General features: G+C 56.6%; 14 protein-coding genes. 7 read left to right on the top strand and 7 right to left on the bottom strand.

Annotation, left to right across the window (positions count from 1 at the left end):
- Positions 1–92: 92 nt before the first annotated feature.
- From ACP4QI_RS08565 to ACP4QI_RS08555, 3 genes are all read right to left on the bottom strand, one after another.
- Entirely contained in the window at positions 93–1,997 is a 1,905-nt protein-coding gene (locus ACP4QI_RS08565) for a DNA topoisomerase III (protein ID WP_426494861.1), read from the bottom strand.
- A gap of 4 nt (positions 1,998–2,001) precedes the next feature.
- Complete coding sequence (selD, locus tag ACP4QI_RS08560; RefSeq protein WP_156263557.1) at positions 2,002–3,045, bottom strand: selenide, water dikinase SelD; 1,044 nt, start codon at positions 3,043–3,045, stop codon at positions 2,002–2,004.
- A 117-nt stretch (positions 3,046–3,162) separates the two neighbouring features.
- A complete protein-coding gene (locus ACP4QI_RS08555) occupies positions 3,163–3,714 on the bottom strand; it encodes an NAD(P)H nitroreductase (RefSeq protein WP_231312577.1) in 552 nt (183 codons plus the stop codon).
- A gap of 164 nt (positions 3,715–3,878) precedes the next feature.
- On the opposite strand from ACP4QI_RS08555, the gene sppA reads away from it, so the two are divergent.
- The 4 genes from sppA to ACP4QI_RS08535 all read left to right on the top strand — a co-directional run bounded on the left by sppA (position 3,879) and on the right by ACP4QI_RS08535 (position 9,210).
- Positions 3,879–5,735 (top strand): signal peptide peptidase SppA, encoded by a 1,857-nt coding sequence (gene sppA / locus ACP4QI_RS08550; protein ID WP_426494862.1) that lies wholly within the window; start codon positions 3,879–3,881, stop codon positions 5,733–5,735.
- A 59-nt stretch (positions 5,736–5,794) separates the two neighbouring features.
- Positions 5,795–6,811, top strand: coding sequence for an asparaginase (gene ansA / locus ACP4QI_RS08545; RefSeq protein WP_142489140.1), 1,017 nt, complete (start codon positions 5,795–5,797; stop codon positions 6,809–6,811).
- 9 nt (positions 6,812–6,820) lie between these two features.
- Positions 6,821–7,462 (top strand): bifunctional nicotinamidase/pyrazinamidase, encoded by a 642-nt coding sequence (gene pncA, locus ACP4QI_RS08540; RefSeq protein WP_142489139.1) that lies wholly within the window; start codon positions 6,821–6,823, stop codon positions 7,460–7,462.
- A 497-nt stretch (positions 7,463–7,959) separates the two neighbouring features.
- Positions 7,960–9,210: a glycoside hydrolase family 18 protein gene (locus ACP4QI_RS08535; RefSeq protein WP_142489138.1), complete on the top strand. Its 1,251-nt coding sequence runs from the start codon at positions 7,960–7,962 to the stop codon at positions 9,208–9,210.
- A 43-nt stretch (positions 9,211–9,253) separates the two neighbouring features.
- On the opposite strand, the gene ACP4QI_RS08530 is transcribed toward ACP4QI_RS08535, so the two are convergent.
- Positions 9,254–9,532, bottom strand: coding sequence for a YeaC family protein (locus ACP4QI_RS08530; RefSeq protein ID WP_142489137.1), 279 nt, complete (start codon positions 9,530–9,532; stop codon positions 9,254–9,256).
- Between the two features lie 42 nt (positions 9,533–9,574).
- On the bottom strand, positions 9,575–9,988 hold the full coding sequence (msrB, locus tag ACP4QI_RS08525) for a peptide-methionine (R)-S-oxide reductase MsrB (RefSeq protein WP_426494863.1): 414 nt from the start codon (positions 9,986–9,988) through the stop codon (positions 9,575–9,577).
- A gap of 341 nt (positions 9,989–10,329) precedes the next feature.
- On the opposite strand from msrB, the gene gapA reads away from it, so the two are divergent.
- Both gapA and ACP4QI_RS08515 read left to right on the top strand, forming a co-directional pair.
- Positions 10,330–11,325, top strand: coding sequence for a glyceraldehyde-3-phosphate dehydrogenase (gapA, locus tag ACP4QI_RS08520; RefSeq protein WP_032617687.1), 996 nt, complete (start codon positions 10,330–10,332; stop codon positions 11,323–11,325).
- Positions 11,326–11,401: 76 nt separating this feature from the next.
- Positions 11,402–12,286, top strand: a complete 885-nt coding sequence (locus ACP4QI_RS08515; RefSeq protein WP_426494864.1) for a D-hexose-6-phosphate mutarotase — start codon at positions 11,402–11,404, stop codon at positions 12,284–12,286.
- 46 nt (positions 12,287–12,332) lie between these two features.
- Here the strand turns inward: ACP4QI_RS08515 and ACP4QI_RS08510 are convergent, their stop codons facing one another.
- Both ACP4QI_RS08510 and ACP4QI_RS08505 read right to left on the bottom strand, forming a co-directional pair.
- Positions 12,333–13,187, bottom strand: coding sequence for an aldo/keto reductase (locus ACP4QI_RS08510; protein ID WP_426494865.1), 855 nt, complete (start codon positions 13,185–13,187; stop codon positions 12,333–12,335).
- Between the two features lie 90 nt (positions 13,188–13,277).
- Complete coding sequence (locus ACP4QI_RS08505; protein ID WP_142489133.1) at positions 13,278–14,024, bottom strand: MipA/OmpV family protein; 747 nt, start codon at positions 14,022–14,024, stop codon at positions 13,278–13,280.
- Positions 14,025–14,457: 433 nt separating this feature from the next.
- Between ACP4QI_RS08505 and yeaG the strand changes: the two genes are divergently transcribed.
- Positions 14,458–16,392 (top strand): protein kinase YeaG, encoded by a 1,935-nt coding sequence (gene yeaG / locus ACP4QI_RS08500; protein ID WP_142489132.1) that lies wholly within the window; start codon positions 14,458–14,460, stop codon positions 16,390–16,392.
- Positions 16,393–16,478 lie beyond the last annotated feature (86 nt).

Genomic DNA, 16,478 nt, shown 5'->3' with positions numbered 1-16,478 from the left:
TCTATGGCTGTGCCGGGTGGCGCTGCGCTTACCCGGCCTACGGTTCGTGCTTTTGAAGGCCGGGTAAGGCGTAGCCGCCACCCGGCAACTCCTCAGGCCGCACTCTTCTTCTTAAACTTTTTCTTCTTGTCGCCACCCGGCGCAACCATGCCGCGAAAATCTCTGACCGAGGTATTCCGCGCCTGGTTGATCAGATCGAATAACGTGCCCACCAGCGGCTGCATAAAATCCTGATAACGACACTGCTTTTCGCTGATCTGGGTCAGCACCGACTCCCAGTGCGCGGTCATGTCCGGGCGGGCGGCCATCTCCGGCAGGGAGTGGATCAACGCCTTTCCGGCATCCGTCGCGTGGATATAACGCCCTTTCTTGTGCAGAAAACCGCGTTTAAACAGCAGCTCGATGATCCCGGCGCGAGTCGCTTCCGTCCCCAGCCCGTCGGTGGCACGCAGGATCTTCTTCAGATCTTTATCCTGCACAAACCGGGCAATACCGGTCATTGCTGAGAGGATCGTGGCGTCGGTGAAGTGTCGCGGCGGCTGGGTCTGTCGCTCCACCACTTCACCCTTCTCGCACAATAGTTCGTCGTTTTTTTTCACCACCGGCAGCGGCGTGCCGTCGTTCTCCTCGTCACGCTCTTTATTGCCCAGCAGCGTGCGCCAGCCCGCTTCGGCAAGGAAACGCGCCTTGGCGATAAACTTGCCTTTGGCGATCTCCAGCTCAATAACGCACTTGCGGAACAGCGCATCCGGGCAGAACTGCATCAGATACTGACGGGCGACGAGGTTATAGACCTTCGATTCGTTCTCGGTCAGATTGACCTTGCTGCTGCGCGCCGTCGGGATGATGGCGTGGTGGGCATCCACCTTCTTATCGTCCCAGCAGCGGTTGCGGGTATCCGGGTTGACCACCGGCTGCGGCAGTAAATCGGGCGCGTGGGCGGCAATGGCGTTCAGCACCGCGTGGCGTCCGGCGAAATGCTCCTCCGGCAGGTAGCGGCTGTCGGAACGCGGATAGGTGATCAGCTTGTGCGTTTCATACAGCTTCTGGCAGATATCGAGCACGTTTTGCGCGCTCAGGCCATAGCGTTTTGCCGCCTCGATCTGCAGGGCAGAAAGGGAAAACGGCAGCGGAGCAGGTTCCGATTCCCGTTTATCGTTATAGCTGGTGACGACGGCGGGCTGGCCCTCAATACGGGTCACCACGTGGTCGGCCAGCGGACGATGCAGCAGGCGCCCCTCTTCATCCTGATAAGGTTCGCAGGCCTCGCTCGGCTGCCAGATGGCGGTAAAACGTTCGTCCTTCGGGGTAACGATGTGGGCTTTCACTTCGAAGAAATCTTTGGCGACAAAGTTCTCGATCTCTTCATCGCGGCGCACCACCAGCCCCAGCACCGGAGTCTGGACGCGACCCACCGAGAGCACCCCCTGATAACCGGCGTTACGCCCGAGAATGGTGTAGGCGCGGGTCATGTTGATGCCGTACAGCCAGTCGGCGCGGGCGCGAGCCAGCGCGGAGACGCACAGCGGCACAAACTCGCTGTTGGATCGCAGACGCGAGATGGCACGCTCCACCGCCTGCGGGTTGAGATCGTTGATCAGACAGCGCTGCACCTGGCGGCGTTTCTCTGGCGAGAGGTTCAGGTAATCCAGCACCTCGTCCACTAGCAGTTGCCCCTCCCTGTCCGGGTCACCGGCGTGGATCACTTCTGCGGCGTCATTCAGCAGGCGCTTAATGACGTTGAGCTGTTTGGTGACCGTCGGGCGCGGCTGCAGCTGCCACTTTTCCGGCACGATGGGCAGATCGTTGAGATTCCAGCGCGCGTAGCGGCTGTCGTAAGCGTCCGGCTGGGCCTGCTCCAGCAGGTGACCGATACACCAGGTGACCACCTGCCCGTTCCCGCACTCGATATAGCCATCGCCCTTGCGATGCGGCTTGGGTAATACATCCGCGATCGCCCGGGCGAGGCTGGGTTTTTCGGCAATAAATAACCGCATTGAATTAACGGATCTCAATCATCGGACGGCCGCCGCGGGCGGTCACCAGCTCGCCGATGGCGGTCAGGGTGATCCCGAACTCAGCGGCGGTCGCCTGGACTTCGGCTTCTGCCTCCGGCGTGACCGCCAGCAACAGGCCGCCGGACGTCTGGGGATCGCACAGCAGATCGCGCCACTCGGCAGGCATCTCGCCCATCAGGTGGCCGTAGCTGGCGAAGTTACGCTGCGTGCCGCCCGGCACGGCACCCTGGGCAATATAGTCTTCCACGCCCGGCAGCTTCGGCACGTCCTGATACCAGACCTGGGCCTGCACGCCTGCCCCCTGGCACACTTCGCTCAGATGGCCCAGCAGGCCAAAGCCGGTGACGTCGGTCATTGCCTTCACGCCCTCAATGTTCGCAAAGGCGGCACCGGCGAGGTTCATCTGGCACATCACCTCCGTTGCCAGCCCTTTGTGCTCCGGCTGCAGCAGGGATTTTTTCTCGGCAGTGGTGAGCACGCCAATGCCCAGCGGCTTGGTGAGGAACAGCTTGCAGCCCGCTTCGGCGGTGCTGTTGCGTTTAACGCGCTCCGTCGGCACCACACCGGTGACCGCCAGGCCGAAAATGGGCTCCGGGGCATCAATGGAGTGGCCACCCGCCAGGGCGATCCCCGCCTGCTGGCAGGCGAAGCGTCCACCCTCGATCACCTCGCGGGCGATCTCCGGGGCCAGGGTATTAATTGGCCAGCCGAGGATCGCAATCGCCATGATCGGCTTTCCGCCCATGGCGAAGATGTCGCTGATAGCGTTGGTGGCGGCAATGCGCCCAAAGTCGTACGGGTTATCGACGATCGGCATAAAGAAATCGGTGGTGCTGATAACGCTGGTGCCGTTACCTAAATCGTAGACCGCGGCATCGTCGCGGGTTTCGTTACCCACAAGCAGGTTCGGGTCGACAAACTTCGCCTGCTCGCTATGCAGAATGGTTTCCAGCACTTTGGGGGAAATTTTACAACCGCAACCGGCTCCATGGCTGTATTGCGTTAAACGAATGGCTTGCTCGCTCATGACAATCTCCTTTCATTACAATTGCACTATGTTAGCGCTCATTCCATTAAGTGATAAGTATGACTGTCTGAATTCTGCGGCAGTTGTTCAGGATCCAGACAGTTTTTGCACCGGGGATCAGAAATGAGTGACAAACGGCCCAGTGTCGGGCACGGAGACGGTGGTCGAGGCTTTCAGCTGCGGGGTACCCAGATAGAGGAAACCGACGATTTTGTCGTGTGCGCCGCAGTCCAGGCCTTCGCGGACCACCGGGCTGTCGGTTAATGCGCCGCTGCGCCAGATACCGTTGTAACCCTGGGCGACGGCAGCCATCTGCATAGCCATTACCGCACAGCCGGCAGACATCTCCTGCTCCCACACCGGCACTTTGTGCTGCGGCTGGCATTTGGCAACCACGGCGATAATCATCGGCGCGCGGAACGGCGCGTTGCGGGCTTTCTCAATCGCCTTTTCATCCTGTCCGGCGGCCACGGCCCCTTTCTCCAGCAGGGTACTGAAGCGCTCGCGTCCTTCACCCTCTATGATAAAGAAGTGCCACGGCTGTAAGGTGCCGTGATCCGGGGCGCGCATCCCGGCGCGAAGAATGTTGTCCAGCTGTTCGCCTGCCGGGGCGGGCTCGGTCAGACGCGCCGCGCTTCGGCGGTTAACAAGCAGTTCGAGTGCATCCATGGGGTTACTCCTGTCTTGAAATTTACTCAAAATTAACACGACGGCAGATTTTGTTACAGCGTGGCAGGCGATTCCTGCTGACAAGTGGCGGTCGGGTCATTACGATAGCCCGACAACACCGTCCAGTGGCGACGGGAAGGTAATTATCTGGACAGGGAGAATACATGCGAACCCTCTGGCGACTGTTTGCCGGCTTTTTTAAATGGACGTGGCGTCTGCTGAATTTCGTCCGAAATCTGGTGATGAACATTTTCTTCATCCTTATTCTGATGGTTTGCGTGGGCGTGTGGATGCACCTCAGCGCCAACAACCAGGCTCAGAGCGCCGGCCGCGGCGCGCTGTTGCTGGATATCGCAGGGGTCGTGGTCGATAAACCCTCCACCAGCAACCGTCTTGGGGTACTGGGCCGCCAGCTGTTTGGCGCCAGCAGCGACCGTCTGCAGGAAAACTCGCTGTTCGATATCGTCGATGCTATTCGTCAGGCGAAGGATGACCGCAACATCACAGGCATCGTGCTGGATCTGAAGAACTTTGCCGGAGCGGATCAGCCTTCCATGCAGTACATCGGTAAAGCGCTGCGTGAGTTCCGCGACAGCGGCAAACCGGTGATTGCGGTGGGCGATAACTACAGCCAGGGGCAGTACTATCTGGCAAGCTTTGCCAATAAAGTGTGGCTCTCGCCGCAGGGCACCGTCGATCTGCACGGTTTCGCCACCAATGGCCTCTATTACAAATCGCTGCTCGATAAGCTGAAAGTCACGACCCACGTCTTCCGCGTCGGGACCTATAAATCTGCCGTAGAGCCGTTTATCCGCGACGATATGTCTCCTGCCGCCCGTGAAGCGGATAGCCGCTGGATTGGCGAGCTGTGGCAGCACTATCTCGCCACCGTCGCCGCCAACCGCCAGATCGCTCCGGAGCAGGTCTTCCCGGGTGCGCAGGGCGTGCTGGATGGGCTGCGTAAAGTCGATGGCGATACCGCGAAGTATGCGCTGAACAGCAAGCTGGTGGACGCCCTGGGCTCCAGCGCCGAAATTGAAAAGTCCCTGACTAAGCAGTTCGGCTGGAGCAAAGAGGACAAGAACTACAGCGCCATCAGCTTCTATGATTATCAGGCGAAAAAACCGGCCGATACCGGTGACAGCATTGCCGTGGTCTTCGCTAACGGGGCGATCATGGATGGCGAAGAGACGCCGGGCAACGTCGGGGGTGATACCACCGCCGCGCAGATCCGCGATGCGCGTCTCGATCCGAAAGTGAAAGCCATTGTCCTGCGGGTGAACAGCCCGGGCGGCAGCGTCAGCGCATCGGAAGTGATCCGCGCGGAACTGTCAGCGGCCCGCACCGCCGGTAAACCGGTGGTGGTTTCCATGGGCGGCATGGCGGCATCCGGTGGTTACTGGATCTCGACCCCGGCGAACTACATCGTGGCGAACCCAAGCACCCTAACCGGCTCCATCGGCATCTTCGGCGTCATTAACACCGTAGAGAACAGCCTCGACTATCTGGGCGTGCATACCGACGGCGTGGCGACCTCGCCGCTGGCGGATATTGCCATCACCAAAGCACTGCCGCCGGAAGTGTCACAGATGATGCAGCTCAGCATTGAGAACGGCTATAAGCGCTTTATCACCCTGGTGGCCGACTCCCGTAAGCAGACCCCGGCGCAGATCGACCAGATTGCCCAGGGCCACGTCTGGACCGGCCAGGATGCGAAATCCAACGGGCTGGTGGATAACCTGGGCGATTTCGATGACGCCGTGGCCAAGGCCGCCGAACTGGCGAAGCTGAAGCAGTGGCATATCGACTTCTATCAGGATGAGCCGACCTTCATCGATTTGGTGATGGACAGCTTCTCCGGCTCGGTCAAAGCCATGCTGCCGGACGCGCTGCAGGCGTATCTGCCAGCGCCGGTCGCCTCGGCGGCGAAGGCAGTTAAAGCGGAGGGCGACAAGCTGGCCGCCTTTAACGATCCGCAAAACCGCTACGCGTTCTGCCTCACCTGCGCTAACGTACGTTAATCCCCATCCCCTCTTCTGCGAAGAGGGGATTTTTCTTTGAAGCCCAAGAACATTACATCATGCAAAAGAAATCAATCTATGTGGCCTATACCGGCGGTACCATCGGTATGCAGCGCTCGGAAAATGGCTATATCCCGGTTTCGGGCCACCTGCAGCGCCAGCTGGCGTTAATGCCTGAGTTCCACCGCCCGGAGATGCCGGACTTCACCATCCACGAGTACGATCCGCTGATGGACTCTTCCGACATGACCCCGGAAGACTGGCAACATATCGCCGACGACATCAAGGCGCACTACGATCAATATGATGGCTTCGTGATCCTGCACGGCACCGACACCATGGCGTTTACCGCCTCGGCCCTCTCCTTCATGCTGGAAAACCTCAGCAAACCGGTGATCGTCACCGGCTCGCAGATCCCGCTGGCGGAGCTGCGTTCCGACGGGCAGATCAACCTGCTTAACTCGCTGTACGTGGCGGCCAACTTCCCGATTAACGAAGTGAGCCTGTTCTTCAACAACCGCCTGTATCGCGGCAATCGTACCACCAAAGCACATGCGGACGGCTTTGATGCTTTTGCCTCACCCAATCTCTCTCCACTGCTGGAAGCCGGGATCCATATCCGCCGCCTCGGTACCCCTCCCGCGCCGCATACTTCCGGCGAGCTGGTGGTGCACCCGATTACGCCGCAGCCTATTGGCGTGGTGACCATTTATCCGGGTATCTCCGCCGATGTGGTGCGTAATTTCCTGCGTCAGCCGGTAAAAGCGCTCATCCTGCGCTCCTACGGCGTGGGCAACGCCCCGCAAAACGGCGAGTTTCTGAAGGAGCTTCAGGAAGCGAGCAGCCGCGGCATCGTGGTGGTAAACCTGACCCAGTGCATGTCCGGCAAGGTGAATATGGGCGGCTATGCCACCGGTAACGCCCTGGCGCAGGCGGGGGTCGTGAGCGGATTCGACATGACGGTAGAAGCCACCCTGACTAAACTTCACTACTTACTGAGTCAGGATCTGGACGTGCAGTCGATTCGTACGGCGATGATGCAAAACCTGCGTGGCGAACTGACGCCAGACGAATAAGGAGTGAGCATGAAACAACGTGCCCTGTTACTGGTGGATTTACAGAATGATTTTTGCGCCGGCGGCGCGCTGGCTGTGGCCGAAGGCGACAGCACGGTAGACGTTGCCAACGCCCTGATCGAGTGGTGTAAAGCCCGCGGCGAAGCGGTGGTGGCCAGCCAGGACTGGCATCCGGCAGATCACGGCAGCTTTGCCAGCCAGCACAGCGTCGAGCCCTTCACTCAGGGCGAGCTGGATGGCCTGCCGCAAACCTTCTGGCCCGATCACTGTGTGCAGCACACCGAAGGCGCAGAGCTGCATCCCCTGCTCAACAGCAAAGCCATTGACGCCATTTTCCAGAAAGGGGAAAACCCGAACATCGACAGCTACAGCGCCTTCTTTGATAACGGCCACCGGCAGAAAACCGGGCTGGATCAGTGGCTGCGCCATCACGAAATCGTGGAGCTAATCGTGATGGGGTTGGCGACCGATTACTGCGTCAAATTTACCGTGCTGGATGCGTTACAGCTGGGCTACCGGGTGAACGTGATCACCGACGGCTGTCGTGGAGTCAACATTCAGCGCCAGGACAGCGCGCAGGCGTTTATGGATATGGCGGCGGAAGGCGCCACGCTTTATACGCTGGCAGACTGGCAGGAGACGCAGGCCTGATAGCCTTATGCCGGGTGGCGGCTACGCCTTACCCGGCCTACAAAACCCGCAGGCCCATGCAAGCGTCAGCGCCGCCGGGCAAAACCCCGCCCACCGTAGGCCCGTGCAAGCGCAGCGCCGCCGGGCAAAACCCCGCCCCCGTAGGCCCGTGCAAGCGCAGCGCCGCCGGGCAAAACCCCGCCCCCGTAGGCCCGTGCAAGCGCAGCGCCGCCGGGCAAAACCCCGCCCCCCCGTAGGCCCGTGCAAGCGCAGCGCCGCCGGGCAAAACCCCGCCCCCCGTAGGCCCGTGCAAGCGCAGCGCCGCCGGGCAAAACCCCGCCCCCCCGTAGGCCCGTGCAAGCGCAGCGCCGCTGGGCACAATTCTTATTAAGTCCCATAAGGTGAACTGCCTCGCACTCTCAGCGAGGCGGCAATGCTATTCTTTTTTGGCACTTTTTTCGCCACGCCATTACGTGGCGTGCTTGTTTTTTTACCGTCAAAATTGAAGAGGAATTGCTATGAAACGTTTGCCTTTGCTGGCAGCTTTACCCCTGCTCTGCGCGTCCGTTGCTTCCGCCAGCTCCCTGATGTCGGTGGGCTATTTTAACGGGGGTGGCGACGTCACCGCCGGACCGGGCGGGGATATCAACAAACTCGATGTGCGTCAGATCACCCACCTTAACTACTCGTTTGGCCTTATCTATAACGACGAGAAAGACGAAACCAACCCGGCGCTAAAAGATCCGAACAAACTGCATCAAATCTGGCTCTCCCCAAAAGTCGCGGCCGATCTGGCTTTACTCCCTGTCCTGCGCAAACAAAACCCTGACCTCAAGGTGCTGCTCTCCGTGGGTGGCTGGGGGGCGCGTGGCTTCTCGGGGGCGGCATCGACCAAAGAGACTCGAGCCGTGTTCATCCGCTCAGCTCAGGAAATTGTCGATAAATACGGTCTCGACGGGATTGACCTCGACTGGGAGTTCCCGGTTAACGGCGCATGGGGACTGGTCGCCAGCAAGCCTGAGGACCGGGATAACTTTACCGCCCTGCTGAAAGAGTTGCGTGCTGCATTCGGGGATAAAAAACTGGTGACCATCGCCGTCGGTGCCAATGTGGAGAGCCCGAAAAGTTGGGTAGACGTTAAAGCGGTTGCGCCGTTACTTGATTACATCAACCTGATGACCTACGACATGGCGTACGGCACCCAGTACTTCAACGCTAACCTGTATGACTCCAGCGCCTGGCCCACCGTAGCCGCCGCGGATAAATACAGCGTGGATTTCGTGGTTAACAACTATCTGGCCGCCGGGCTGAAGCCGCAGCAGATGAACCTGGGTATCGGTTTCTATGGCCGGGTACCCAAGCGTGCCGTTGAGCCTGGCATCGACTGGAGCAAGCCGGATGCGCAAAAAAACCCCGCGACTCAGCCTTATTTCGGCGCACAGCAGATCGAGCTGTTCAAATCGCTGGGCTACGATCTGACCAAAGACACCTATGTGAAGTACAACGATATCGTGAAAACGTTATTAAACGATCCGCAAAAACGCTTTACCGAGCAGTGGGACGACCAGGCCAAAGTGCCGTGGCTGTCGGTTAAGGGTGATGATGGCAAGGCGCTGTTTGCCCTGTCGTACGAAAACCCGCGGTCGGTGACCATCAAAGCGGAGTACATCAAAGAGAAAGGTCTGGCCGGGGCGATGTTCTGGGAGTACGGCGCGGATGACAACAACCAGCTGGCGAAGCAGTTAGCCGAGTCGCTGGGGATTAAGTAAAAATTAGCCCTCTCCCTGCGGGAGAGGGCATTAGCCCGCATGGTTACTGCATTTTCAGCGTCGCGATCGATTTTGGCGCGATGCCAAAATCCTCTTTCAGCTGTTGCTTACTCTTCATCACCATCTGACCCTGGGTGTCGATGGTCATGTGCTGCGCATCGGTATTATTGCGCGCCTGCCACAGCATCACTAACTGCAGACAGTTCTCTTTCTGCTCGGCGGTCAACGCCACGCCATCGGCCCATTTCCCCAGCTCCACTGCCGTGACCAGACGCTGATACACTTCCGGCGTCATGCCCTTAATCATCTCTTCAATATTCATGTTAAATCCGGCTCCGAAGGAATAATTTGCTGAATCGATTTTTCAGCCTTTCGTCTGGTCGCCATTCTGGTCATCAGTGAAGCTTAATGAGGCGGAATTGACGCAAAAACGCTCGCCTGTCGGCTGTGGGCCGTCCGGGAAGACGTGACCGAGATGGGCGTCACAGTTTCCACAGCGAATCTCAATGCGCTCCATATCATGGCTGAAGTCCTTCAGATAGTGAATGGCCTCTTCACTTACCGGTTCATAAAAGCTTGGCCAACCACAGCCAGAATCATATTTGCTTTGGGAGTTAAACAGCGCAGCGTCACACACCAGGCAGTGGTAGACACCATCCCGTTTGTTATGCAGCAGACGCCCGGTAAACGGCGGTTCCGTACCGTGGTTTTGCGTCACGTAGAACTGCATTTCTGTGAGGTTTTTTTTCAGTTCATCGGGGTTTTGTTGATTCGACATAGGCTTACATCTCGCAGTTGAAACAGACAACTTTTACCCCCGATTCTAACAAAACATTAACACTGAAGTATGAACTTTTGTTCTAAACTTACTCGTTGCGTAGAGGCACTCAGACAAATGTGATCTACTCCACGTTTTTATGTGGTCAGCCCTTTAAAATTCCGTGCGCAGGCCCCATATGGGTGCAAGCTCCAAGGGAATGTGAGGTGGGTCAATCGAGCAAAGGTAGTGCGAAGGATTGATTTGTCGCAATGATTGACACGATTCCGCTTGACGCTGCGTAAGGTTTTTGTAATTTTACACGCAACCTTTTATTCACTAACAAATAGCTGGTGGAATATATGACTATCAAAGTAGGTATCAACGGTTTTGGCCGTATCGGCCGTATTGTTTTCCGTGCTGCTCAGGAACGTTCTGACATCGAAATCGTTGGTATCAACGATCTGTTAGACGCTGAATACATGGCGTACATGCTGAAGTACGACTCAACTCACGGTCGTTTCAACGGCACCGTTGAAGTGAAAGACGGCCACCTGGTTGTCAACGGCAAAACCATCCGTGTTACTGCTGAAAAAGATCCAGCTAACCTGAAGTGGAACGAAATCGGTGTTGACGTTGTTGCTGAAGCAACCGGTATCTTCCTGACCGACGAAACTGCGCGTAAGCACATCACCGCTGGCGCGAAAAAAGTTGTTCTGACTGGTCCTTCCAAAGACAACACCCCAATGTTCGTTAAAGGCGCTAACTTCGAGAAGTATGCTGGCCAGGACATCGTTTCTAACGCATCCTGCACCACCAACTGCCTGGCGCCACTGGCTAAAGTTATCAACGACAACTTCGGTATCGTTGAAGGCCTGATGACCACCGTTCACGCTACCACCGCTACTCAGAAAACTGTTGATGGCCCGTCTCATAAAGACTGGCGCGGCGGCCGCGGCGCAGCTCAGAACATCATCCCTTCTTCTACCGGTGCTGCTAAAGCAGTTGGCGTAGTTCTGCCAGAGCTGAACGGCAAACTGACTGGTATGGCGTTCCGCGTTCCTACTCCTAACGTATCTGTTGTTGACCTGACCGTTCGTCTGGAAAAAGCAGCAAGCTACGAAGAAATCAAGAAAGCAATCAAAGCGGCTTCTGAAGGCGCAATGAAAGGCGTTCTGGGTTACACCGAAGACGACGTTGTTTCTACCGATTTCAACGGCGAAGTGTGCACTTCCGTGTTCGATGCTAAAGCAGGTATCGCACTGAACGACAACTTCGTGAAACTGGTTTCCTGGTACGACAACGAAACCGGTTACTCTAACAAAGTTCTGGACCTGATCGCTCACATCTCCAAATAAGTTGAGATGAGAAACTGATCCAAAAAGGCGACCTCGGTCGCCTTTTTTTATGGCATTAGAGACAGAGGATTGCGTAATGATTAAAACAATTTTTGCACTTCCGGTAGTCGAACAACTTACCCCTGTGCTTTCCCGCCGTCAGATTGATGATGTCGAAGTTATCGTGATTGAACATCCGCAGGTTAAGGCTTCTGTCGCCCTCCACGGCGCGCATCTGCTCTCCTGGCAGCCAGAAGGTGAAGTGGAAGCGCTGTGGCTGAGCGACATCACCTCCTTTAAAAAAGGGGCGGCAATCCGCGGCGGCGTACCTATCTGCTGGCCGTGGTTTGGCCCGGCTACCGAACAGGGCCTGCCGTCGCACGGTTTTGCCCGCAACCTGCCGTGGACGCTGAAAGCCCATAACGAAGATGAATCCGGCGTGGTGCTGACCTTTGAACTGCAAAGCGACGACGAGACCCGCAAACTGTGGCCGCACGACTTCACCCTGTACGCCCGCTTCAAGTTAGGTAAAACCTGCGAGATCGAGCTGGAAGCGCACGGTGAATTTGAGACCACCTCTGCCCTGCACACCTACTTCAACGTCGGCGATATCGCTGCCGTAACGGTGAACGGCCTCGGCGATAGCTTTATCGACAAAGTGGATAATGCGAAAGAGGGCAAACTCAACGACGGCTCACAGACATTCCCGGATCGTACTGACCGCGTCTACCTGAACCCGGAAGCCTGCAGCGTCATTGAAGATACCGTGCTGAATCGCGCGATTGAAGTGATCCATCATCATCACAGCAACGTGGTGGGCTGGAACCCGGGCCCGGCGCTGTCAGTGAGCATGGGCGACGTTCCGGACGACGGCTATAAGACCTTTGTTTGCGTGGAAACCGCCTGCGTCAGCGAACCGCAAACCGCGACGGAAGAGAAACCTTCCCGTCTGGGACAGACGATTCACATTGTGAAGCGTTAATCCCCTACCCTTGCCCTCTCCATGTTGAGAGGGCATTACGCTCACTTCACACCATGTCTAACGCCGTTTTCTGTTCAGGCGCCGGGAAGGCCGCATCCAGCTGCTTTAACGCCTCCGCAGAGAGCGAAATGCCCAGGGCGCCCGCATTCTCTTCCACATGCTTAATGGATGACGCTTTCGGGATAGCCACGACCCCGCGATGACTTATCACCCACGCCAGCAGAACCTGCGCCGCCGTGATCTGGTACTCCTGCGCTATCGCATTCACTACCGGATGATTGAACAGCCCTGAGCGTAGCCGCCCGGCCTGCGCCAGCGGGCAATAGGCCATCACCGGCATCGACTGCTGCTGACACCATGGCAGTAGGTCATATTCGATACCGCGCGAGGCCAGATGGTACAGCACCTGATTGGCCGCGCAGACCTGTCCGCCTGGCACCTGCCAAAGCTCCTGCATATCCGCAAAGTCGAGGTTCGAGACGCCCCAGCGGCCAATTTTCCCCTGCTGTTGCAGCGTCTCCATCAGCCGGACGGTCTCATCCAGGGCGTAATTCCCGCGCCAGTGCAGCAGATAAAGGTCAATATACTCGGTGCCGAGACGGCGCAGGCTGGCTTCGCAGGCGGCTATCCCTTTGTGCCCTCCGGCATTCCACGGGTAGACTTTGGAGACCAGAAACACCTCGTCGCGCAGGCCTTTGATCGCCTCGCCGACCACCTTTTCCGCGCCGCCGTCGGCATACATCTCGGCGGTATCAATCAGCGTCAGCCCGCGCTCAATGCCAGCCCGCAGGGCGTCCACTTCCTGGCGGCGCTGGCTCGCTTTTTCGCCCATGTACCAGGTACCCTGGCCAATGGCCGGAAGGACGATGTTGTTGCCAAAGTTAACGGTTTTTTCGCTCATCACATTCTCCTGTTTATCTGCACCACCCTAAAACAAACGGGGCTCAAGAGCCCCGTTGTGATGCACAAATTGCACAGTAAAAATGCACAATCAGAAGCTCCAGGTCAGACCCACCGACATCAGCCCCGTCCAGGACTTATCGACCATCGGACTGTCCTTCACTTCGTCGCTCAGGCGGTTATAACGCCCCGTGGCGTAGACGTTCCAGTCAGGAGCAAATTTATAGCTGGCAGTCAGTTCCAGGTACGGGTTCCAGCCATCATCTGCGTCATAGCTGTTCAGGCCGCTGCGACGGGACTCTTTATGGGACACGCCATAATAGTAGTCGTTGTAGTTTTCGCTGTGGTATTCCAGACCGATGCCCGGAGTCAGCGTCAGCCCGCCATTGGTGTAACGGTACAACCACGCCAGATCCCAGATATAGCCATTACTGTTATCAAGCGTATCGCCAGCCAGGGCGGTGCGCAGGAAACCGTATTCGGTGTTATGGACCCAGGAAACCCCCGCCATCATGGTGCTCTTACGTTTATCGAGCTGACGAAGCTGGTAGTTGTCGCTGTCGCCTGGCTTGAAGTGCGTTGGGTCGTAGTAGGCCATGACGGAGAGTTTGTCGGTCTGGTCGTTCCAAAGATAGTAGCCACCGCCCAGCCCGCGGAACCAGAAATTATCACCTTCATAAGTGACAACCGGAACCGGATAGAAATCACGGTCATATTGTTTATAAGGGCTATTGATTACGCCGACACCAGCACCAACTGACCACTGATTTTCCGCGTATGCTGTACTCACTGAGGTGGCAACGATAATCCCCAGTGCCAGAAGTTTGAGTTTGGTCACAATCCATTCTTTCCTGTAGTCAAATAATCAGCGGGTGAAGTGTAACCGTCATTCCCCCCATTTCTCAAAATTTTTTGTCAGCTAATCAATTTGATTAACCCCTTATTTTGTTTGCGGCAAATGACGGAACGCTGTCAGCCAGATTACCGTTCAGTGAAGGAAGTCTCTTTGTCTGACAGGATTTGGCTGAATTTCTGGATGAGTTATTGATATGTCATTGAAATTAGATTTTGCGTGCAGGCAAGTTTTGCAAATGCCATCTACGCTTAATTTTAAGAAGCTGAATACCGAATCACCCCGCGGTTTTAGCGCCCGACCTGGCACACGGGTTGCTGCTCTGGCAGTGAGGTGCAACGGATCCCGCTTCCGGGAGCCTCTACTATTCATATGAACGGCTCTTTTCCTGTGCTAAAAAACGAAAGGACGGCATGCCATGAATATATTCGATCACTATCGCCAGCGCTATGAAGCTGCCAAGGACGAAGAGTTCACACTGCAGGAGTTTCTTACCATTTGTCGGCAAGATCGCAGTGCCTATGCCAATGCGGCAGAACGACTATTGATGGCTATTGGTGAGCCGAATATGGTTGATACTGCCCAGGAGCCACGGCTTTCCCGTCTGTTTTCGAATCGGGTCGTCGCCCGATATCCTGCGTTTGAAGAATTTTACGGCATGGAAGATGCCATCGAGCAGATTGTTTCCTACCTGAAGCACGCTGCTCAGGGTCTTGAAGAGAAGAAACAGATCCTGTATCTGCTGGGTCCCGTCGGCGGTGGTAAATCCTCGCTGGCTGAACGGCTGAAAGCGTTGATGCAGCGTGTACCGATTTACGTGCTCAGCGCCAACGGCGAACGCAGCCCGGTCAACGACCATCCGCTGTGCCTGTTTAACCCGCAGGAAGATGCGCAGATTCTGGATAAAGAGTACGGCATTCCTCGTCGCTATCTCGGCACTATTATGTCGCCGTGGGCCGCGAAGCGCCTGCATGAATTTGGCGGCGACATTACCAAATTCCGCGTGGTGAAAGCCTGGCCTTCCATTCTGGAACAGATTGCGATTGCTAAAACCGAACCGGGTGACGAGAACAACCAGGATATCTCTGCGCTGGTAGGTAAAGTGGACATCCGTAAACTGGAAAACCACGCGCAAAACGATCCTGATGCTTACGGTTATTCCGGTGCCCTGTGCCGCGCCAACCAGGGGATTATGGAGTTCGTCGAGATGTTTAAAGCGCCGATTAAGGTGCTGCATCCGCTGCTGACCGCAACCCAGGAGGGTAACTACAACGGTACGGAAGGGATCTCCGCCCTGCCGTTTAACGGCATTATTCTGGCGCACTCCAACGAATCGGAATGGGTTACCTTCCGAAACAACAAAAACAACGAGGCCTTCCTTGACCGTGTTTATATCGTCAAAGTGCCTTACTGCCTGCGGATCTCCGAAGAGATCAAGATTTACGAAAAACTGCTGAACCACAGTGAGCTGGTTCACGCCCCATGCGCCCCGGGAACCCTGGAAACGCTGTCGCGCTTCTCAATTCTGTCGCGCCTGAAAGAGCCAGAAAACTCCAGCATCTACTCGAAAATGCGCGTCTATGACGGTGAAAGCCTCAAAGATACCGACCCGAAAGCGAAGTCCTACCAGGAGTATCGCGATTACGCCGGTGTGGATGAAGGGATGAACGGTCTCTCCACGCGCTTTGCGTTCAAAATCCTCTCCCGCGTGTTCAACTTTGACCATGCTGAAGTGGCCGCTAACCCGGTACATCTGTTCTACGTCCTGGAGCAGCAAATTGAGCGTGAACAGTTCCCTCAGGAGCAGGCTGAACGTTATCTGGAGTTCCTGAAAGGCTATCTAATCCCGAAATACGCCGAGTTCATTGGCAAAGAGATCCAGACCGCCTACCTGGAATCCTACTCCGAGTACGGGCAGAACATTTTTGACCGCTACGTTACCTATGCTGACTTCTGGATCCAGGATCAGGAGTATCGCGACCCGGATACCGGCCAGCTGTTTGACCGCGAGTCACTGAATGCGGAACTGGAAAAAATCGAGAAGCCTGCCGGGATCAGCAATCCGAAAGACTTCCGAAATGAGATCGTCAACTTTGTGCTGCGCGCCAGAGCGAACTTCAGCGGACGAAATCCGAACTGGACCAGCTACGAAAAACTGCGCACGGTTATTGAGAAGAAAATGTTCTCCAATACCGAGGAGCTGTTGCCGGTCATTTCCTTTAATGCCAAAACCTCAACCGACGAGCAGAAAAAGCACGACGATTTTGTCGACCGCATGATGGAGAAAGGTTACACCCGCAAACAGGTTCGCCTGCTCTGCGAATGGTACCTGCGCGTGCGTAAATCGTCTTAATAGCCCGAGAAGCCCGGCGGCGCGTTGCTTGCCGGGCCTACTACAATGTTCCGTAGGCCGGATAAGCGTCAGCGTCATCCGGCACT

It is taken from the genome of Leclercia sp. TB492 (assembly GCF_049974505.2).
Classification (GTDB): Bacteria; Pseudomonadota; Gammaproteobacteria; order Enterobacterales; family Enterobacteriaceae; genus Enterobacter; species Enterobacter adecarboxylatus_C.
The sequence above is the reverse complement of the archived record's forward strand: the minus strand, read 5'-3'. Positions and strand labels throughout refer to the sequence as shown.